The sequence below is a fragment of the Kingella denitrificans ATCC 33394 genome (genome assembly GCF_000190695.1).
In the GTDB taxonomy this organism is placed as follows: Bacteria; Pseudomonadota; Gammaproteobacteria; order Burkholderiales; family Neisseriaceae; genus Kingella_A; species Kingella_A denitrificans.
The window spans coordinates 1032221-1052561 of record NZ_GL870929.1 but is presented as its reverse complement, the minus strand read 5'-3'; the positions used below and the strand labels follow the sequence as shown (position 1 = coordinate 1052561).

Annotated in this window: 21 protein-coding genes; 16 read left to right on the top strand and 5 right to left on the bottom strand. The window is 55.5% G+C overall.

What is annotated here, in order from left to right:
* Positions 1–39 precede the first annotated feature (39 nt).
* Positions 40–522, top strand: a complete 483-nt coding sequence (locus HMPREF9098_RS05210) for a hypothetical protein (protein WP_003782661.1) — start codon at positions 40–42, stop codon at positions 520–522.
* Positions 523–611: 89 nt separating this feature from the next.
* On the top strand, positions 612–1715 hold the full coding sequence (locus HMPREF9098_RS05205; protein WP_003782660.1) for a histone deacetylase family protein: 1104 nt from the start codon (positions 612–614) through the stop codon (positions 1713–1715).
* Between the two features lie 75 nt (positions 1716–1790).
* On the opposite strand, the gene HMPREF9098_RS05200 is transcribed toward HMPREF9098_RS05205, so the two are convergent.
* The 3 genes from HMPREF9098_RS05200 to HMPREF9098_RS05190 all read right to left on the bottom strand — a co-directional run bounded on the left by HMPREF9098_RS05200 (position 1791) and on the right by HMPREF9098_RS05190 (position 4801).
* On the bottom strand, positions 1791–2672 hold the full coding sequence (locus HMPREF9098_RS05200; protein WP_003782659.1) for a PoNe immunity protein domain-containing protein: 882 nt from the start codon (positions 2670–2672) through the stop codon (positions 1791–1793).
* Positions 2673–2840: 168 nt separating this feature from the next.
* The gene (gene mnmC1 / locus HMPREF9098_RS05195) at positions 2841–4469 is read right to left on the bottom strand and encodes an FAD-dependent 5-carboxymethylaminomethyl-2-thiouridine(34) oxidoreductase MnmC1 (protein ID WP_003782657.1); all 1629 of its coding nucleotides are present in this window, start codon (positions 4467–4469) and stop codon (positions 2841–2843) included.
* A 59-nt stretch (positions 4470–4528) separates the two neighbouring features.
* Positions 4529–4801, bottom strand: a complete 273-nt coding sequence (locus HMPREF9098_RS05190; RefSeq protein WP_147285389.1) for a hypothetical protein — start codon at positions 4799–4801, stop codon at positions 4529–4531.
* Positions 4802–4878: 77 nt separating this feature from the next.
* Between HMPREF9098_RS05190 and surE the strand changes: the two genes are divergently transcribed.
* The 5 genes from surE to HMPREF9098_RS05165 all read left to right on the top strand — a co-directional run bounded on the left by surE (position 4879) and on the right by HMPREF9098_RS05165 (position 9164).
* Positions 4879–5649: a 5'/3'-nucleotidase SurE gene (gene surE, locus HMPREF9098_RS05185; RefSeq protein WP_040564287.1), complete on the top strand. Its 771-nt coding sequence runs from the start codon at positions 4879–4881 to the stop codon at positions 5647–5649.
* 111 nt (positions 5650–5760) lie between these two features.
* A complete protein-coding gene (locus tag HMPREF9098_RS05180) occupies positions 5761–6951 on the top strand; it encodes a M23 family metallopeptidase (RefSeq protein WP_003782651.1) in 1191 nt (396 codons plus the stop codon).
* Positions 6952–7093: 142 nt separating this feature from the next.
* Entirely contained in the window at positions 7094–7972 is an 879-nt protein-coding gene (locus HMPREF9098_RS05175; protein ID WP_003782649.1) for a 3-deoxy-D-arabino-heptulosonate 7-phosphate synthase, read from the top strand.
* A gap of 83 nt (positions 7973–8055) precedes the next feature.
* Positions 8056–8574, top strand: a complete 519-nt coding sequence (locus HMPREF9098_RS05170; RefSeq protein WP_003782647.1) for a DUF3592 domain-containing protein — start codon at positions 8056–8058, stop codon at positions 8572–8574.
* Positions 8575–8654: 80 nt separating this feature from the next.
* Positions 8655–9164, top strand: coding sequence for a hypothetical protein (locus HMPREF9098_RS05165; protein ID WP_040564286.1), 510 nt, complete (start codon positions 8655–8657; stop codon positions 9162–9164).
* Positions 9165–9347: 183 nt separating this feature from the next.
* On the opposite strand, the gene HMPREF9098_RS05160 is transcribed toward HMPREF9098_RS05165, so the two are convergent.
* Positions 9348–10073: a metal ABC transporter ATP-binding protein gene (locus HMPREF9098_RS05160; protein WP_003782645.1), complete on the bottom strand. Its 726-nt coding sequence runs from the start codon at positions 10071–10073 to the stop codon at positions 9348–9350.
* Positions 10074–10460: 387 nt separating this feature from the next.
* On the opposite strand from HMPREF9098_RS05160, the gene HMPREF9098_RS05155 reads away from it, so the two are divergent.
* The 5 genes from HMPREF9098_RS05155 (at position 10461) to HMPREF9098_RS05135 (ending at position 15486) form a co-directional block, all read left to right on the top strand.
* Positions 10461–10841 (top strand): ACP-like domain-containing protein, encoded by a 381-nt coding sequence (locus tag HMPREF9098_RS05155; RefSeq protein ID WP_003782643.1) that lies wholly within the window; start codon positions 10461–10463, stop codon positions 10839–10841.
* A 118-nt stretch (positions 10842–10959) separates the two neighbouring features.
* Complete coding sequence (gene leuS, locus HMPREF9098_RS05150) at positions 10960–13590, top strand: leucine--tRNA ligase (protein ID WP_003782641.1); 2631 nt, start codon at positions 10960–10962, stop codon at positions 13588–13590.
* Between the two features lie 84 nt (positions 13591–13674).
* Positions 13675–14064, top strand: coding sequence for a hypothetical protein (locus HMPREF9098_RS05145; protein WP_003782639.1), 390 nt, complete (start codon positions 13675–13677; stop codon positions 14062–14064).
* Positions 14065–14165: 101 nt separating this feature from the next.
* Positions 14166–14417, top strand: a complete 252-nt coding sequence (locus tag HMPREF9098_RS05140; RefSeq protein ID WP_147285390.1) for a hypothetical protein — start codon at positions 14166–14168, stop codon at positions 14415–14417.
* Between the two features lie 232 nt (positions 14418–14649).
* Positions 14650–15486 (top strand): CPBP family intramembrane glutamic endopeptidase, encoded by an 837-nt coding sequence (locus HMPREF9098_RS05135; protein WP_003782634.1) that lies wholly within the window; start codon positions 14650–14652, stop codon positions 15484–15486.
* Positions 15487–15657: 171 nt separating this feature from the next.
* Here the strand turns inward: HMPREF9098_RS05135 and HMPREF9098_RS05130 are convergent, their stop codons facing one another.
* Complete coding sequence (locus tag HMPREF9098_RS05130; protein WP_040564285.1) at positions 15658–16500, bottom strand: 23S rRNA (adenine(2030)-N(6))-methyltransferase RlmJ; 843 nt, start codon at positions 16498–16500, stop codon at positions 15658–15660.
* 228 nt (positions 16501–16728) lie between these two features.
* Between HMPREF9098_RS05130 and tig the strand changes: the two genes are divergently transcribed.
* From tig to HMPREF9098_RS05110, 4 genes are all read left to right on the top strand, one after another.
* Positions 16729–18027 carry a trigger factor gene (gene tig / locus HMPREF9098_RS05125; protein WP_003782630.1) on the top strand — a complete coding sequence of 433 codons (1299 nt, stop codon included), beginning with the start codon at positions 16729–16731 and terminating at the stop codon, positions 18025–18027.
* 76 nt (positions 18028–18103) lie between these two features.
* A complete protein-coding gene (gene clpP / locus HMPREF9098_RS05120) occupies positions 18104–18724 on the top strand; it encodes an ATP-dependent Clp endopeptidase proteolytic subunit ClpP (protein WP_040564284.1) in 621 nt (206 codons plus the stop codon).
* Between the two features lie 88 nt (positions 18725–18812).
* Entirely contained in the window at positions 18813–19199 is a 387-nt protein-coding gene (locus HMPREF9098_RS05115) for a hypothetical protein (RefSeq protein ID WP_003782624.1), read from the top strand.
* A 33-nt stretch (positions 19200–19232) separates the two neighbouring features.
* The gene (locus tag HMPREF9098_RS05110) at positions 19233–20177 is read left to right on the top strand and encodes a class I SAM-dependent methyltransferase (protein ID WP_003782623.1); all 945 of its coding nucleotides are present in this window, start codon (positions 19233–19235) and stop codon (positions 20175–20177) included.
* The last annotated feature ends 164 nt before the right edge of the window (positions 20178–20341 follow it).

Genomic DNA, 20341 nt, shown 5'->3' with positions numbered 1-20341 from the left:
GGCGAAGGGCCACCTGAAAATTTACTGGGAAGGATAAACATGAAGAAAATAGTGATAACCGCACTATTGGGTTTGTTGCTTGCCCCTGCCTATGCCGAAAATCAGCAGGATTTCGACCAGGATGAAATCTATCAGCAGATTCAGCTAACGAGCGAATATATTGAAAATGAGCTGAGCAAGATCGTGCTGGCGAATCTGGCCGTGATGTCGCCAGAACAAGAGCGGCGGCTGAATACGAGTAAACAGGCAGAAAATGCGTTTAATCAAAGGACTCGGCGCCAGCTCATGCAAACCTGGCCTGCCTATATGAATCGCTGTTATGCTGGCAATGTGGCTAGATTGTGTGCCTATCGCGATATGTATTTCCATCAAATATTTGAATTTGTTATGAAACAATCTGGCGATCGGCAGCGGGTTGTGCCGCTGCATGTGCGAACCCGTGCATGGATGCGGCAGAATCCCCGTTTGTGGGGGCAGGCGGTGGCTGAAATAACTGCGATAGTTCATGAGGCAGGTTTGTAAGGCAGCATATTTTCAGTATTGTGTTTCCTAATGATTCGAAGTTTATGTTTGCAGGCTGCTTTTGCCTATTGCAGCAATGACCTAACCGATTGATTTTCCATGAAGCGGCGCAATATGCCCATGTGCAGGCTGCTTTTCCCGAAACCCGACCCATGTATCGCAAACCCCCCATCATTCTGGCGCAGCTCCTCCAGCAATACCGCTATTGGCGCGGCAAAATTTTGCGGCTGCTGGACATTAAAGGGCGCACCGCGTGGCTGTATTCGCCCGACTGCCAAACCCATTTTGCCGGCAGCCTGCACCCCGAAAGCCCGGAGCGCACCGAAGCCATCGAACAAGCGCTGCGCCGTTCGGGATTGTGGCTACTGCTGCAAAAAATCGAAGCGCCCGATGTGACCGAGGTGCAGTTGGCGCGCGTGCACACGCGGCGTTACCTGAACGATTTGGAAAGCCGGTTGCCCGCGCAAGGGCAAGTGCAAATCAACGACGACACCTTTTTAAGCCGCCACACCTTGCAGGCTGCCCGCAAAGCCGCCGGCGCCGCCGTGAAAGCCGTGGACATGGTGATGCGCAAACAAGCCAAAAACGCTTTTTGCGCCGTCCGCCCGCCCGGCCACCACGCCCATGCCGACAAAGCGTCGGGGTTTTGCTTTATCAATAATGTGGCCGTGGCCGCCATGCACCTGATTGCCGAATACCGCTTGGAGCGCGTGGCGATTCTGGATTTCGACGTGCACCACGGCGACGGTACGCAGGATATTTTTGCCGACGACCCGCGCGTTATGCTGTTGTCGAGTTTCGAATATCCGCTGTATCCCTTTGCCGAGGGCGAACTGCCTGCCGCCGCAGGGCGCAATCCGCACATCGTCAATACGCCGCTCAAAGCCGGCGACGGCAGCCAAGCCTTCCGCGATGCCGTCCGCAACCGCTGGTTGCCCGCCTTGGAAGCGTTTCGGCCGCAGTTCATCCTGCTTTCCGCCGGATTCGATGCGCACAAGGACGACGAACTGGCGCATCTTCGCCTGACCGAAGACGATTTCGAATGGCTCACCAAAAAAATCATGCTGCTGGCGAACCGCTATGCCAAAGGGCGGATTGTGTCCGTGCTGGAAGGCGGCTACCACCTGCCAAGCCTGGCCGCCAGCGCCAAAGCACATATCGGATGTTTGGTGAAAGCCAGCCCGTTTTTTTAAGGCCGACAAAAAAGCAGCCTGCACTTCATAAAGCCGTCTGAAAGTGTTTTTCAGACGGCTTTTCCCATTGCCATCCTACATGCCGCCCAATATTGCAAACCTGTGTTCGCGGGCATATTCGATATAGTCTTTCGGATAAAAGCCCATTGCCTTTAAGGGTTGACCTTCCATATCTGCATGAAGCAGCAGGGTAAAAATGGCGGTTTCAAATGCCCAGTAGCCGAAGAACAATTCTCCATCCCTGACTTTATGGTAGTCATACCAATAAGTATCCTTATTGGTTTTGTACCAGCCTTTCAGATAGTCCCTCAGCAGCCTGCCGCGAGGAATACCCGAAGGTTCAAACGGATTGTCGGGGTTTTTGGACGGATGGATGATGTCGGGTATCAGCATATAGACGCTTTTCGGAAAAAACGGTTCGGGACTGACCTGAATTCTGCCCCGATATCCAACCAAATCCAGCAAAATCTTCATCGGCGCATCCACTAGCGGCGCACCACCAAAAATACGCTCTTCGTTTTCGTCCAAATCGGGCGAAAGCCAGCCGGGGATGCGGTTGAGGCTTTCTTTATGGTTGGACAATACGGCCAATCCCAGCAGCCAGAGTGTGTAGGCGTAGGCATCGGCTTCCCAAAGTTGCAGCTTGTCTTCGGGGAAATTAATGTCGAAATGCTTGTGGAAGCGTTCGAGCATGTCATGGGTGGCGGAAACGACTTCGGGCATGGGGCAGCCTGCAGAATAGAGAAGCTGGCAGTAGCGCATAGCGGTTGATATTTGATTCCAGCTTAATCCACGCTGATAACGTTTCTGCCCATAATCGGGGTCATCTAAAATCCATTGGGGTGTTTTGATTGAAAAAACATCTTCCTGCAAGTCTTCTTCAAGAAATTTTTTCCGATGAAGAAAATGTCTTTCTGTCAGATAAATAGCTCGTTTATTCTTTTCAAATTCGCACATTATCTTTCCTTTTCAAATTCTAACCGTTCCGATCACTTTGGCATTTTGATTCGGTTTGTAGATGGTTTCTACTTTGCCGCCCACGCCAGCGTTCCTTACTTGTGTATCACCAATTTCTTTTTCCAATCTAACTTCAACTTCCGAACGTGCAGGCTGCTTTTTTGCGTTTCAGCGCACCTTCGCACCGATTTTGCCGTGAATGATTTCTTTGATAATCAACCTGTTGGGGTTGAGCGCTTGTTGCAGGCGGGCGGAAAGCAGGCGTGGGGTGCGGCAGATTTGGGCGGCAATGTCGGCGGCGCACAGGGGGGCGGTGGCCAGCCCGCGCGAGCCGTGGGCGGTGTTCAGATAGGCATTGGGCAGGTAAGGGCAGGGTGTTTGAATCGGATAATTTTTGTCGTGGGCGAATTTGGCATACACCTGTTTCATGGCGGCGGCATCGCCCAATGCGCCGACGGCGGGCAGGTGGTCGTGGGCATCGCAGCGCAGGGCGGCGTGTCCGCGTTCGGCAGGGTGCAGGCTGCTTTCGTCGCCCCATGCGGCAGACAGGCTGCGGTGCAGCGGTTCGTTCAGTTGCGACATGGCTTGGCGGTTGTGCCGCTCGTCTTCCGCCTGCCATGCGGTGTCGGGGTTGTTCGGGGAGAAGGTGGCGCCGAAACAATGGCGGCCCTGCCATGCGGGCGAAATGTAGCTGGCGGCGGACAGGGCGGTTTTGAGGGCGCGGCTGTATTCGGTGGCAGGTGCGATGCTGGTTTGCCCGCGAATGATTTGCAGGGGGAATTGCCGCGTTATGGGGGCGTGCAGGCTGCCTGCACCGGTGCAGAACACGATGTGGCTGCCCGAAAGCGTGCCGTGCGGCGTGCGGACACGCCATTGGCGGCTTTCGCGGTCGTAGGCGGCTTCTTCAACATTGTGTTCGGCAAACAGGCGGATGTTCGGGTGGTCCAGCAGCCGTTTAACCAGCGCGGGCGGATTGAGCCATGCGCCCATCGGCCAGAACAGCCCATCCTGTTCCACGGGAATGCCGGCCAACTGCGCGGCTTCTTCGGCGCAGACGGCGCGGTACAAATGCGCGTGCTGCGTTTGTTGTGCCAGTAGGCGGTTGCGCTGCCGTTCCGATTCGTTGTGGTTCAGGTGCAGCACGCCGCAGGGCTGCCAATGCGCCTGTTCGGGCAGGAGGCGGGCGAGCAGGTGGCGCGTATAGCCGTAGCCCGAAAGCAGCAGCTCGGTTTGCGGCGTGTTGTGCGGCGAAATTTTGGCATACAGCAAACCCTGCCGGTTGCCGCTGGCTTCTTGTGCAGGCTGCTTTTGCCGTTCAATCACGCTCACCGTGGCACCGCGCAGTGCGCATTCGTATGCCGTGGCCGCGCCCGCAATGCCCGCGCCAATCACCAACACATGCGGCGTTCCATCTTCCGGCAGCGGCTCAGGTGCAGCCTGCCATGCTTTCAATGCCGGCGGTTCGGCAGGGTACACGGGTGAGTCCTGCCATTGAATCGGCTCGGCGAAATGTACTTGGCATTGGGCGGCATAAGCACGCGGCACGAACCAAAAATGCACCTTGCCCCACGCATAAGGGAAGTGGTGCAGCGCGGCCGTGCCGGTACACGCCAAAGCAGCCTGCAATGCCGCCGTCAGGCCGTTGTCGGACGGTTCGGCAGGCAGGGCGATGCGGTGCGGCGGCGGAATATCGTCGTCCAAACAAAACAGCCAGTGCTGCTCCTGCTCCGCCGCGTGCGGACGGTCAGCCAGTTCGGCCGGGGAGGGCAGGTGTTGCCAAGCATAAACGGGGGGCATGTGGGTCTCCTTTGCAGTTGGGCGGCGGCGCGTGCCGACCGTCAAAAACAAGGGTTATTTTAACGGTTTTCACGGCGTTGCGCCGCCGTACCCACGCGGGTGGTTCTGCCCGTGGCAAACGCTGCCGCACATCCGAAAAAGCAGCCTGCACCTTGAAAACCGAAGTGCAGGCTGCTTTTGGGATGCGGAGAATCCGTCCGTTGGCGTGGCAAAGCCGACAAAAGGGCGGCAGCCTTTGCCACGGGCGGTTGTTCTAAGCGCGGGTATGGCGGCGCAACGCCATGCCAACTGCCGCAACACACCGCCTGCACGGCAAAAAAAGCAGCCTGCACGATGCCGAAGCCGTCCAAGCGCCGTTCAATCCGTTATAATACCGTGCTTTAACACACACGAAGAAAGCAGCCTGCACATGAATATCCTGATTTCCAATGACGACGGCTATCTGGCACGCGGCATTGCATTGCTGGCGCGGCTGGCCGGCGAGTTTGCCAACGTGCGCGTGGTCGCCCCCGAACGCAACCGCAGCGGCGCGAGTAATTCGCTCACCTTGGACAAGCCTTTGCGCGTGCGGCAGGCGGAAAACGGCTTTTATTTTGTGAACGGCACGCCGACCGACTGCATCCACACAGGGCTGCACGTCCTGCCCGATTTCAAGCCCGACTGGGTGTTTTCCGGTGTGAACCACGGCGCGAATATGGGCGACGACACGCTGTATTCCGGTACGGTGGCCGCCGCCACGGAGGCTTATATGATGGGCATTCCCGCCATTGCCTTTTCGCTGGCCGGCCGCCCCATGAGCACGTTCACGCCCACGGTGGAGAAGGCCGTGTGGAGCGTGCTGACCCATGTGTTGCGGCAGCCCAAGCCGGAAACGCCCGTGTTGTGGAATGTGAATATTCCCACCGTGGCGGCGAAAGATTTGCGCGGCATACGGATTACGCGGCTGGGCAGGCGGCACCACGAGCAAAATATGCTGGCGGCCAGCGACCCGCGCGGCGAACCGATTTACTGGATCGGGCCGGCCGGCGGCGTGTACGACAGCGAAGAAGGCACGGATTTCGCGGCATGCGAATCGGGCTTTGTCAGCGTTACGCCGCTGCAAGTGGATTTGACCGCGCACGCACAGATTGACGCTTTGCGCGAAAGCAGCCGCTCGTGGACGCTGCACGAATGCCCTTAAAGCATTGTCGCCGCACGGATAACACGGTAAAATCCTTGCGGTAATCAGGCCGCAGCGCGTCAAAAGCAGCCTGCACCTTTGTTGACATCCATATTTCAGAAAGATAGTTTGATGATGAATCGTATCCGTTTTGCACGTCCGCTGGTTTCCAGTTTGGCGGTTGCCGCGCTCCTGTCGGCATGTTCCGCCGCACAGCAAAGCCCCGCCCCCGTGGTGAACGGCAGCAGCAACGGCAGCGTCCCCGTTTATAGTGGCAGTGCGCCGGTTTACAGCGGCAACAGCGGCTCCGTCAGCACCGACGGCGGCAACCCTTACGGCATCAACACCAACGGCGGCGTGCCTGCCGTGCCGGGCGCGCCTGCGGATTCGGGCAGCGTACCGGTAACAACTGCGCCGCCTTACACCGCTCCTAGCGCCCCAGTGGTGTCTGCACCCGCCGCAGGCACGGGCACTTACGTCCCGAACTACGCGCCGGTGGACAGAAACGCCGTGCAGCACCGCGTTGTGCAGGGCGACACGGTGTACAACATTTCCAAACGCTACGGCATTACTGAAGACCAGCTGCGCCAATGGAACAACCTGAGCGATAACAATATCGTGAAAGGGCAGACCTTGCGCGTAAAGCCGTTCGGCCATAGCGGCAGCGGCAGTGCACCCGTCATCAACGGCACGAGCACCCACCGAGTTGTGGCGGGCGACACGGTGTACAACATTTCCAAACGCTATGGCATGAGTGAAAACCAGTTGCGCCAGTTGAATAACCTGAGCGGCAACAATATCCATTTGGGTCAGGTGCTGAATGTCCGTGGGGGCACGCAAAGCACGCCTGTCACCGCACCACCTGTGGCCGTCAGCCAGCCTGCACCTGTAATTACAGTAACGCGGACTGTTGAAACGCCCGCAGTTAGCGCGATACCTGCACCGGTATCGTCTGCGCGTGCCAATACGCGGGACGGCATTGCTTGGCAAACGCCGATGCTGAATGCGCGGATTACCGAGCCTTATCAGGAAGGCAAAACGCGCGGCATTAAAATCGGCAACGGCGCCGGTCAGAACGTGCTGGCGGCCGCAACGGGCCAAGTCATCCACATCGGGCCGCTGCGCAACCACGGCACGGTGGTGATTGTGCAGCACTCGCCGAAATATCTGACGGCATACGGCCAAGTGCAGAACGTGCTGGTGGGCAAAGGCCAGAACGTGCAGCGCGGCCAGACATTGGCGGTAACGGGCAGCCAGCCGCTGTATTTTGAAATCCGTTCGAGCGGCACGCCGCAAAATCCGGCGCAATATATTTCGTTTTAAGCGGCAAACGGCGCAATAGGCAAGGTTGGAAGACTTTGCCTATTTGTTTGCGCGTTGTGAATGGAAGGGAGGGTGCAGGCTGCTTTTTCATTGCCCGAAAGCAGCCTGCACCGGGCAAATCAATCCAAAATAGGGAGTTTTTATGATTATCGTCATGCAGCCGCACGCCGGCGAGGAAGATGTCCGCCGCGTGGTGGCGACCATACGGCAGCAGGGTTTGAGCGAACACGTTTCGCGCGGCACGGAATGCACGATTATCGGCGCGGTGGGCGACGAGCGCGTGTTCGACGTGGTGCAAATCGAAGCCTTGCCCGGCGTGGAGCGCGCCATCCGCATTGTGCAGGAATGGCGCATCATCAGCCGCGAGGCCTGGGCGGAAGACACGCAAATCACCGTGCGCGGCATCCGTTTCGGCGGGCAGAGCGGCGTGCGCCACATCCAATTCATCGCCCCGAATGAAGCCGATGCCGCCGTGTCGCCGCAAAGTCAGGCCGTGCTGCTCGACCCGTTTCACGTTCCCGCCAACCCGTATGCCCCCAAAAGCAGCCTGCACCCCGAAGACACGCTGCACCGTTACCACCAAACCTGCCGGCAGCAGTCCGCCCTGCTGATGGTGCGTATCCGCGACAGCGCCCACATTGCCGCCGCCCTTGACCACAAAGCCGACATGCTCTATCTGGGTGGTGAAGTGCTGGCCAACCGCCGCCTGCTGCAAGAAATCGGCAGCCTGAACATTCCCACCGTGGTCTGCAAAGCCGCCCACCACAGCGTGCGCGACTGGTTGGTGGCCGCCGAACAAGTCGTGCTGCAAGGCAACCAGCACATTATTTTGGGCGACGCGGGCACGCTTTCGTGGCACAGCGAGCATTTGCGCTTGGACATCGATGCGCTGGTGGCGGCCAAAAAATTAAGCCACCTGCCCGTGCTGGCCGACATCAGCCGTTTGGCGCACCGCCACATGGACAAGGACACCCTGCGCGCGTTAGCCTGCGCTGCCGGTGTGGACGCGCTGATTGAATAAAGCAGCCTGCATTAGTTGCCGTGCCAAAATCTGTTATAATCGCGCGCTTTCAAACTTCTCAAAAAATCAATCAGGTATTATTTATGAATTCAAAGTCGATCTTATATTGCGTGCTCGCTTTTTTGCTGGGCACAGTGTTCCTGTATATGGGCTTCAACTCGATGAAGGAAAACAGCCAATTCCGCGAAAAAGGGCAAAGGGCCATGTTCACGCCCGCCACCAACGAATACACCGAACACAGGAACCGCAGGGGCGGCGGAGTGTATTACACCGTGTCTTTGAACTACACCACGGCGGAAGGCACGCTGGTAACGGTGAACAACATCAGCGTCAGCACCAATGAATTGGACAAACTGAAAGCGGGCGAGGATATCGAGTGCCTTTACCTGCCGAACGACCCCAAACGCGTCCGCTGCCAAGATGGGGCGGAGGCCAGCCTTTGGCAATCGTTCCTGACCGCACTGGCGGCATACGGCTTTATCGTCATGACGGTGTTGAAGGCGCGCCGCGAGAATCAGTATGAAGATTATGACGAAGATGAAGACGACGATGACGATACGGATTATCGCAGACGCAGGGACGACGGTGTCCGCATCATGTAAATCATCGGCAAAAAAGCAGGCTGCACTTTAAATTTGGCGTGCAGGCTGCTTTTTCCATCATTTTTAACCAAAGGAACTTTATGAAAACTTTGAAATATATCGCCCTGATAATCGGCGCGTTTGCCCTGTTTGTCTTCGGCACCAACAAAGTGATTGAAGTGAATCGCGCTGCCAAGATAAACGAACGCTTTGCTGCAGATTCGGAAGCGGCCGTATTTTCCGCCACATCGAAAGCATTTACCGAAGACACCTATTTCCGCGGCCGCCGCCGCAGTGCCGGGATCGTTTACCGCGCCGATTTGACCTACACCACGGCCGACGGCCGAACGGTAAACGTGTCCGGCGTCCCCATCAGCACGGGCGAGCGGGATTTGCTGAATTTGTCCAACAAAATCCAATGCCTTTATTTGAAAAGCGATACGCAGCAAGTGCTTTGCAAAGGCGGCGCGGAGATGAATGAATCGTCGAGCTATACCTATGCCATCATGGCCTATATTGTTGCAATCATACTGCTGTATGGGGTCTATGAGGAATACAAGCGGGATAACGGCAAAGATGAAGACGATGACGATGATGTCGAATTTGCCTGACGGATAAAAAGCAGCCTGCACTGTGAAAAACAGAGTGCAGGCTGCTTTTTTGTTTTATAGTCGATTAAAATAAAAATGAGACAAGGCGGCGAGCCGCAAGGCGTACAGGAGGTAGTACGTCAAGACGAGCCAACGCCGTATCATTGCAATTTTAATCGACTATATTTTGGCGCGGCGCGTTGGTTATGCCTCGCACCAAGCGTCTTCTTCCGCTTTGCGTGCCAGCGCGTTGGCTTTCGCCAGCATTTCTTCGCACAACACGTCTTCCGTTTTGCCGCAGGCCACTTTTTCGCGGGCGATGAGCAGGGTGTGCGGAAAATAGGCACGGACTTGCTCGTAATCGTGCAGCACGGCAATCACGGCGCGGCCGCTGCGGTTTTCTTGGCGCAGCACATCCAACAGAGCATAAGTTGTTTTGGCATCGACCGCGTTAAACGGCTCGTCCAGCAGCAGGAATTGCGCGTCCTGCACCAGCATCCGCGCCAGCAGCACGCGCTGAAACTGCCCGTTGGACAGCGCGCCGATGCCGCGGTCGGCCAAATCCCACATTTCCACACGTTCCAAAGCAGCCTGCACCCTTTGTTTCTGCGCCGCCGATACGCGCCCGAAACAGCCGATTTCATACCACAAGCCCATCGCCGCCAATTCAAACACGTTCATGGGCTGGCTGCGGTCGATGTCGGACTGCTGCGGCAGATAGGCGATGTCGCGGCGTTGCAGCCCCTGCCACTGCACCGAGCCCGTGTTGCACGGCAAAAGCCCCATCATGGCTTTGAGCAGCGTGGATTTCCCCGCGCCGTTCGGGCCGAATATCGCATACATGCAGCCTTTTTCAAACGTCATGTGCACGTGGTGCACCGCAGGACGGGCGTGATAGCTCACGGTCAGGTTGTCCAGGATGATGCTCATGCGGCCACCGCCCACGCATATACGCCCCAAATCACGGCCAGCAACACGGCGGCAAGGAGCAGTCTTTGGGCAAGCCCGGTGAGTAATAAGGAAGATTTCATGGCGTTCGCGACCGTTGTGGAGAAAGCGGGATATGATACGGTATAGCGCAGCCTGCGGCAAGATTGCAGCCTGCACAACGATGGTTTCGCGCCGGCAAAAAGGCGCGGTTCGGTATGGTTGCGTATGGGTTGATTTACGGCGGTAAGAAAAGCGTAAAACTTCGTAAAAGCCCCGCCGCCAAGCTGGACACGGCGATTGTGTCGTGAATACAATCCGCCCCATCGACTCCGGTTGATTTTTGAAGTTTGAATTGCCTTATTTAACGACTCTCTTGAGGAGCTTGAAATGAAAAAAACCGTATCTGTATTGGCAACCGTTGCTTTGTCTTTGGGTTTCGCCGCTTCTGTACAGGCAGCACCTGTTAATGCAAACCGCGTAACCAAATCCGTTTCTGTAAACTACCAATGCCAAGAAGGTCGTTTGAATGTACGCTACGGCTTTAACGGCGCAGGCATCCCTGTAACCGCCACTGCCCGAGTAAACGGCGCGACCCGCGTTATGAAATATGACCAAGGCCGTTCCGACAACGTGGACATCTCTTTCAAAGACGCGCGCGGCTACACTCTGTCCGGCCAAGCGTTTGAATTGCGCAACGTGCGCAGTGCCCCTGTGATGATTACATCACCTAACAACGACATGGTGTACAAAGATTGCTCTCCACGCTAATCTGAATCTGTTGTAAAAAGTGCAGGCTGCTTTTGTTGAACAAGCAAAGCAGCCTGCACTTTTTTGCGGCATAAACTGCTATAATGCACCGTTTTTTATTGTCGATTAGAAATCCATCATGCAAGAACTCTACCAACCCTCCGCCATCGAGCCCGCCGCGCAGCGGAAATGGGCGGCCGAACGCGCGTTCAATGTGTCTGAAGACGCTTCCAAACCCAAATTCTACTGCCTCTCCATGTTCCCCTATCCCAGCGGCAAGCTGCACATGGGGCATGTGCGCAACTACACCATCGGCGACGTGCGCAGCCGCTTCAAAAAAATGCAGGGGTTCAACGTGTTGCAGCCGATGGGTTGGGACGCGTTCGGCATGCCCGCCGAAAACGCGGCGATTAACCACCAAGTCGCACCGTCCAAATGGACGTATGAAAACATTGCCTATATGCGCAAGCAGTTGCAGAGCTTGGGCTTTGCGCTGGATTGGGAGCGTGAAATCGCCACCTGCCGCCCGGAATACTACCGCTGGGAGCAGCTCCTGTTTACCAAGCTGTTTGAAAAAGGCATTGTGTACAAGAAGTTGGGCACGGTGAACTGGGACCCGATTGACCAAACCGTGCTGGCCAACGAACAGGTGATTGACGGGCGCGGCTGGCGTTCCGGTGCACTGGTGGAAAAGCGCGAAATCCCGATGTACTACTTCAAAATCACCGATTACGCCGAGCAGCTGCTGGCGGATTTGGACGGTTTGGACTGGCCGGAGCAGGTGAAAACCATGCAGCGCAACTGGATTGGCAAATCGCGCGGCATGACCGTGCGTTTTCAGGTAGCCGCCGACAGCCGCGAAGGGCTGCCTGAAAACCACTGCGAGTTTGTGCAGGTGTACACCACCCGCCCCGACACACTGATGGGCGCGACGTATGTGGCCGTGGCCGCCGAGCATCCGCTGGCCGCAGCCGCAGCCGAAAGGGAGCCTGGATTGCAAAAGTTCATCGCCGAATGCAAGGCGGGCAGCGTGGCGGAAGCCGATATGGCGACTATGGAGAAAAAAGGCATGCCCACCGGCCGCTTCGTCATCAACCCGCTCAACGGCGAGCGGCTGGAAGTGTGGGTGGCGAACTATGTGCTGTGGGGCTACGGCGACGGCGCGGTGATGGCCGTGCCCGCGCACGACGAGCGCGATTTTGCCTTTGCCAAACAATATCATCTGCCGATAAAACAAGTGATTAGCGTGGACGGCCAGCCGTTTGACGCGGCGCAATGGCAGGACTGGTATGCCGACAAAGAAAACGGCGTTCTGGTAAATAGCAACGAATTCAACGGTTTGAGTTTTCAGACTGCCTTCGATGCCATTGCCGCCAAGTTGCAGGCTGCTTCTGCGGGCGAGCCGAAAACGCAATACCGCCTGCGCGACTGGGGCATTTCGCGCCAACGCTATTGGGGCTGCCCCGTGCCGATTATCCATTGCGATACCTGCGGCGACGTGCCCGTGCCCGAACAAGATTTGCCCGTGGTGCTGCCTGAAAACGTCGTGCCCGACGGCGCAGGTTCGCCGCTGGCCAAAATGCCCGAATTTTACGAGACAAAATGTCCGAAATGCGGCGGCGCGGCCAAGCGCGAAACCGACACTATGGACACGTTTGTCGAATCAAGCTGGTACCAGTTCCGCTATATGTCGCCGCGCGACGACGCGCACATGGTCGCGCCCGAAGCCGCCGCGTATTGGGGGCAGGCCGACCAGTATATCGGCGGTATCGAACACGCCATTCTGCACCTGCTGTACGCCCGTTTCTTCACCAAATTGATGAACGACGAAGGCATCGTGTCCATGCGCGAGCCGTTCAAACAACTGCTCACGCAGGGCATGGTGCTGGCGGCGACGTATTACCGCGAAAGCGCGGACGGCAAAAAAACCTGGTTCAACCCCGCCGAAGTGCGCGTGCAGACCGACGACAAAGGCCGCCCCGTGTCCGCCGTGCTGGAAGCGGACGGGCAGCTCGTGGTCATCGGCGGCGTGGAAAAAATGTCCAAATCTAAAAACAACGGCGTGGACCCGCAGCAAATCATCGATGCCTACGGCGCGGACACCGCCCGCCTGTTCATGATGTTCGCCAGCCCGCCCGAGCAGTCGCTGGAATGGTCGGATGCCGGCGTGGAAGGCGCACACCGCTTCCTGCGACGCCTGTGGCGCACCGTGTACGAATTCGTGCAAAACGGCGGCAGCGGCGTGAGCAAGTTTTCAGGTAGCCAAGAAACCCTGTCAGGCAGCCTGAAAGACCTGCGCTTCAAGCTGCACAGCACCATCGCCAAAGTAACGGACGACTACGACCGCCGCCAACAGTTCAACACCGCCATCGCCGCTGTGATGGAACTGCTGAACCAATACGACAAAACCGACACTTCCGGCGAACTCGGCCAAGCCGTCGCCCGCGAAGTGCTGGAAGCGGTTGTCCTGCTGCTGTCGCCCATCGTGCCGCACATCTGCGAAACCCTGTGGGGCGAACTGGCCGGCGGCAACCTGTGGCAGCAAAGCTGGCCCGCCGTGGACAACGCTGCGCTGGTGCAAACCGAGATAGAAATTAGGGTGCAGGTGAACGGCAAACTGCGCGACAAAATCCAAATCGCCGCCGACGCGGACGAAGCCGCAGTGAAAGCCGCCGCCCTCGCCACTGCCGGCGCGCAAAAATTCATGGAAGGCAAAGAGCCGAAGAAAATCGTCGTCGTGCCGAAACGGCTGGTGAATATTGTGGTGTGAGGCCGTTGGGCTGGAATAAAGGCTACCTGAAAACCGATTTGGCTTGTTCAGGTAGCCTTCAATATAGCAATCAAGGAGCGAACCATGTTCAGAAAAATTATCGTCTTATCAATACTGTTCCCCACGCTGGCTGTCGCGCAACCGCCCATCCGAGATTGCCGGACTTTTCTGTTGGATATGAGTGCACTGGGTTTTCGCGTTGGTGTGTGCCATCAAAATGAAAGACATCCACTGCTTATCCGGTTGGCAAAAAGGCAATCTGAATGTAACGCAACATGGGAAAATCCGACAATACAAGCAGAGAGCAGAGAGATTTACCGAACGCTGCAAGATGAATTTATAAATGATGCGATCACGCCAGAGACGGTTGATATGATACTGGCCGGCAAGCAGATCGATGTCAGCCAAACCGAATTCTGTAAGGCATACGACAGGCAATTAGAGGAGATGGCACGGCGCTATTTGCAGCGGTAAGAACACACTCTTTCAGGCTGCCTGAAACCGGCTAAAAATCAAATCGATTCCGATAAGGAAAATCTATGCGCTGATACCCAATCATCGCCATACTGTCCGTTTTGAATGTGCTGGTTCTTTTGTCGATGTTGGGCGAATGGGGCAGCCTGTTTGGTTTCATTGCCGAAATTCCCGCCCACGATTTTGGTTACTTCATCGCAGGCTCGGTCGAATTGCTCGGATATTATTTGGTAAGCCTGTTGATTGTATCCCTATCGTTTTGCAACATGTCCGCCGTACGCGCAGCAGCCGTTTGTTTGCTGCTGGACATGGCATTCTGCCTATTGGTATACAGGCTGTTTTTTATCGTTTGACAGACGGGTTGTCAGGCAGCCTGAAAACGCATAAGAGACTTTTGCCAATCTTCATCTGGGGCATATTTCTCCGCCATGCGTTTTTCTAATGCCTGAAAAGATAGCGGCTTAAAATAAAAATGATACCAAGCAAGCCAACACAGTAGCATGGCGGTTTTAAGCTACTATATTATTCTGCCAGTCGGTGTTGTCTAACTCTTGTTTTGCAGCCTGCAAAATAAAAGGAACCATCATGTCGAAGCCTTATCGCCCGTTTCTCTTTTATTTCCTATCCATGCTCATTCCTTGGATACTCTGGTTTTCCGCCGCCCATATCAGCCATCGCCCCGATGCCGCTGCGCACCAATGGGCGCAAGCCGGATTAGGTTTGGCAGGGTTGTTTGCTCCGGCGGTCATCGGCGCATGGCTGCTGCGGCAAAATCCCAAACATTGGGCAGATGCGAAACGCCGCCTGTTCGGCTTAAACGGCTTTCCCAAACGCTATATCGCCATTGCCGTGCTGCTCGGTCCCGTTACGCTTATGGTGGCGCAACTGGTTTCGCTTGCCTTCGGGCATGGCTGGGAACAATTCCGAATCACCGGGCAGCCGTCGTTCACATCGGCCCTGCTGTCGCCGTGGTTTATGCTCGCCATTGCCCCAGTTGCCGAAGAAATCGCGTGGCACGGCTACGGCACAGACGCACTCACCGCACGATTCAGCCTATTTGCTTCATCGCTGATATTCAGCGTGTTTTGGGCGTTTTGGCATTTGCCGCTCGCCTTTGTGAAGGGCTATTACCAAAGCCAAGTGTTCGCCGAAGGCGCGCTTTACACGGCCAACTTCATATTCAGCCTGATAATTTTTGTACTTTTGATGAACTGGCTTTATATGAAAAGCGGCCGCAGTATTTCGGTGGCCATTTTGTTCCACCTTTGCGCCAATCTTGGCAATGAAATTTTCTCCACCCATCCCGACAGCAAAGTGATTCAAACGGTGATTTTTGCTGGCATCGTGTTGTGGGTTCTGGTAAAAGAGAAGTCTTTGTTTTTCGGCCGAGAACAAAAGACTGGGGATGGGCGAGACGGATAGAGGCCCTGCAACGAAAAAGCAGCCTGCACTTCAAACCGTCAAGTGCAGGCTGCTTTTTATAGTCGATTAAAATTCAATGATACGGCGTTGGCTCGCCTTGACGTACTACCTGTACGCCTTGCGGCTCGCCGCCTTGTCTCATTTTTATTTTAATCGACTATATTTTGTTTTTTAACGGATTTTGTAATCCAACACAAAGCGTGCGCCGTCGTCCTGCCGCAAAATATCGCGCAGGGCGGGCAGGGTGTCGCACAGGATGTCGGGTAGCGTGTAGGGCGGATTGATAAGAAACATGCCGCTGCCATGCATGCCGAAGCCATCCGGGCTGGGGGCGCGGACGTGCAGTTCTGCCTGAATGTAGTTGTCGGGGCAGAGTTTTTTCAGTTTTTCGGGCAGTTGCAGGCTTTCGGGGCGGCTCAGGCAGGGATACCAAACCATATAGCAGCCTTGCTCGAAGCGTTTGAGCGCGTCTTTGAGCGTGTGCGCCACTTGTGCGTAGTCCTGTTTTTGCTCGTACGGCGGGTCCATCAGCACCACGGCGCGGCGTGTCACGGGCGGCAGCAGGGCGATGAGTCCGGCAAATCCGTCTTCCTGCTTCAAAATGCCGCGCCGGCCGAGCTTGGCTTCGCGCATATTGTGCTGCAAGTGTTGGAAATCGGCGGGGTGCAGTTCGAACAGGCGCAGTTTGTCGGCTTCGCGCAGCAGGCTTTGCGCCAGCCAGGGCGAACCGCCGTATAGGTTGGGGTTCGGCAGGCAGCCGCGCAGGTGCTGCACGAATGAGGCCAGCGTGTCGGGCAATGCAGCCTGCACCAGCCGCCCGATACCGTCGGCAAATTCGCCGACTTTTTGCGCTTCGCTGCCCTGCAAATCGTATATGCCCGCGCCGCTGTGGGTGTCGATATACCAATAGGGTTTGTCTTTTTGGTTGTAATAATCCAGTACGCAATATAATAAAAAATGTTTTAAAACATCGGCATGGTTGCCTGCGTGAAAGGCGTGTCGGTAGCTGAGCATGGAGAATCCTTGTCGGTTGGCGGTGCAGGCTGCTTTCGGCCAATCAAAAAAGCAGCCTGCACTTCGGTGTTGGCGGATTTTACCCGATTTCGCCGCGTTTGACGGCATTCGGCTGCCGCAATATACACACGGCGCAGTGCAAATTTTATCGGCACTTTCGTGATTATTGTGCTAAAATTCCACGTTTTTACTGACTAACGTATTTGATTTATAGAAAGGCTGCTATCCATGAGCGCAACAGAATCTTTGGAACGCAAAGTAACCGTGTCTTTGCCTTGGTTGGACATCAATGCTGAAACCGACAAACAGTTGAAACAGGCGCAACGCCGCGTGCGCATCGACGGCTTCCGTCCCGGCAAAGCACCGTTGAAAATGGTTGCTTCCATGTATGGCGCAAGCATCCAGAACGATGCCATCAACGATTTGGCGCAGGCTGCTTTCAATAAAATCGCCCAAGAACAAAATTTGCGCATCGCCGCCGTGACCGGTATCGAACCCGTGGAAAACCAAGACACTTCCGGCGCGGATTTGCAGCTCACATTCGTGTATGAAACCTATCCCGACATCCAACTGGCGGATTTCTCCGCATTGGAAATTGAAAAAGTGGTGTCTGAAGTGGGCGAAGCCGAAGTGGACAGCACCATCGAAATCCTGCGCAAACAACGCACCATGTACAAACGCGTTGAGCGCGAAGCCAAAGAAGGCGACCGCGTGATTATCGACTTTGAAGGCAAAATCGACGGCGTGCCTTTTGACGGCGGTTCGGCGAAAAACTATCCGTTCGTCTTGGGTCAAGGCCAAATGCTGCCCGAATTTGAAAAAGGCATTTTGGGCATGAAAGAAGACGAGAGCAAAGATGTGGAAGTGAGCTTCCCTGAAGATTACCACGGCAAAGATGTGGCCGGCAAAACCGCCGTGTTCACCATTACCGTGCACAATGTTGCCGAAGCCACATTGCCCGAAGTGGACGAAGTGTTTGCCCGTGCCTTGGGTATTGCCGACGGCGACGTTGCCAAAATGCGCGCCGAAGTGCAGAAAAACGTGGCGCGCGAAGTGAAACGCCGTTTGAACGCGCAAAACACCGATGCGGTGATGAAAGCATTGCGTGCGGCGCATACCTTCCCATTGCCGCAGGCGTTCGTGAAAGACGAAGCGCACCGCTTGTCGGAAGAAATGAAGCAGAACTTGGTGAAACAAGGCTTGGATGCCAATGATTTGCAACTGCCTGCGGAAATGTTCAACGAGCGCGCGCAAGAACGTGTGGCTTTGGGCTTGCTGCTGCCTGAAATCGTGGAAAAACACAATCTGAAAGCGACTGAAGAGCAAATCAAAAACATCATCACCGAATTTGCCGACAGCTACGAAGACCCGCAAGAAGTGATTGACTGGTATTTTGCCGACAGTTCCCGCTTGGCCGGTGTCAGCAATATGGCGGTAGAATCCAACGTGGTGGATTTTGTGTTGGGCAAAGCCAAAGTAACCGAGAAAAAGCTGAGTTTTGACGAAGTGATGGGCGCAGGCGCGTAACCGTAACAAAAAGCACCGCAGTCGGATTCGGCTGGGTGCTTTTTTCAAATCGACCTTAAACTGACAAATGGACAATATGATGTTGGATATTCAAAACAACCATCTGGTGCCGACCGTAATCGAACAGAGCGGCCGCGGCGAGCGAGCTTTCGATATTTATTCGCGCCTGCTCAAAGAGCGCATTATCTTTTTGGTGGGCCCGGTGGACGACCATACCGCCAACCTGGTGGTGGCGCAGCTTCTGTTTTTGGAAAGCGAAAACCCCGACAAAGATATTTATTTCTATATCAACAGCCCCGGCGGCAGCGTAACCGCAGGCATGTCGATTTACGACACGATGAAATTCATCAAGCCAGATGTGCAAACACTGTGTTTGGGACAGGCGGCGAGCATGGGCGCGTTCCTGCTGTCGGCCGGCACCAAAGGCAAACGTTTCGCGCTGCCGAACAGCCGCATCATGATTCACCAGCCTTTGATTAGCGGCGGATTGGGCGGTCAGGCATCCGACATTGAAATTCATGCGCGCGAACTGCTGAAATTGAAAGAAAAGCTGAACAAGATTTTGGCCGACCATACGGGCAAAAGCATTGAAGAAGTGGAGCGCGATACTGATCGCGACAATTTCATGTCGGCGCAGGAAGCAATGGAATACGGCCTGATTGACAAGGTCATCACATCGCGCAATGATGTTGCCTGATATCGTTTGAACATGTGCAGGCTGCTTTTCAAACGCCGAAAAAGCAGCCTGCACCCCCATTCACGAACCGAGCCGAAAAGAGGTGGCTATGAAACCTGCCCGTTTTCTGGCGTATTGCGCCGCATTCTGTCTGACCGCCTGCGCCCTCACGCCCGAACAGCGTGCCGCGCGCGAAGCCGAAGCAAAACGCCGCGAGCAACTGCTGCAAATCCGATTGGCCGAGCAATGCGATGCCGATACCGCCAAACTCATGCGGCAGCAGTTTTTCGGCACGCCGGCCAACGAAGCCGCACGCCGCGAAGAGCGCCTGCAATATCTCGAAAAAATCAACAACCCCATGTTCCAATCCTGCTACAAAATGGCATGGCAAAACCATCTGGCGCAACAGGAATTGCGCTATATGCAAAGCTATTACCATTGGCGCGAACCGTATTATTACCCGTGGTATCGCCCGTTTGGCCCTTGGGACTGGTAAAAGCAGCCTGCACCCTCACAGCATCGACCATTTATGAACGCAATCAACGATTTTATCAACCGGCTCGGCAAAAACATCAAGCACCAGCTCAAATGGGCGAAGCGGCAGCAGCTCGAAGCATGGCGCATTTACGATAAAGACATTCCCCAATTTCCTTTCGCCGTCGATGTGTACGGCGAACACATCCATTTGCAGGAATACGATACCGGCTGGCTGATGCACCCCGAAGAATACCGCCAATGGCTGGCCGATGTGTGTGAAGCCGCGCAGTTCGTTACCGGATTTCCCGCGCAAAACATTCATTTGAAACAGCGCGCCCGCCAAAAAGGCACGGCGCAATACGAAAAAACCGGCACGGCAGGCGAAGATTTCATCGTCTGCGAACACGGCCGCCGGTTTTGGGTCAATCTCGACAAATATCTCGATACCGGCCTGTTTCTCGACCACCGCAATACGCGCAAAAAAGTGGGCGACACGGCGGCGGGCAAGCGTTTCCTGAACCTGTTTTCCTACACGGGCAGCTTCACGGTGTATGCGGCCACGGGCGGCGCCATCAGTAGCGAAACCGTTGATTTGTCGAATACTTATCTGGATTGGGCCAAACGCAATTTCGAGCTGAACGGCATGGATTTGGCCGCGCACCGCATTGTCCGTGCCGACGTGTTCCAATATCTGGATGAAGCCTCGCAGCAGGGCAAGCAGTTCGACCTGATTGTGCTCGATCCGCCCAGCTTCTCCAACAGCAAGAAAATGCTGGATATTTTGGACATTCAGCGCGACCAGGCCAAGCTGGTGGACGGCGCGATGCGGCTGCTGGCACCTCAGGGGACGCTGTATTTCTCCAACAATCTGCGCTCGTTCACGCTGGACGGTGCGCTGGCGGAACGATACCGCATCAAAGACATCAGCCGTTTTTCCGTGCCGGAGGATTTCCGCAATCGCAAAATCCATCAGTGCTGGGAAATCGGGCATCTTTAAGTTAATCATCAAAGTGCAGGCTGCTTTTTGGGGAATGCTCCAAAGCAGCCTGCACTTTTGATTACATCGACAAAGTTATACCGCATTGGCTGAGGCATCGCTGTGCGGAAGCTGTGGATAACACATTCAGCACATTGTTCCGAATAGCAAAAATACCGTTTGAG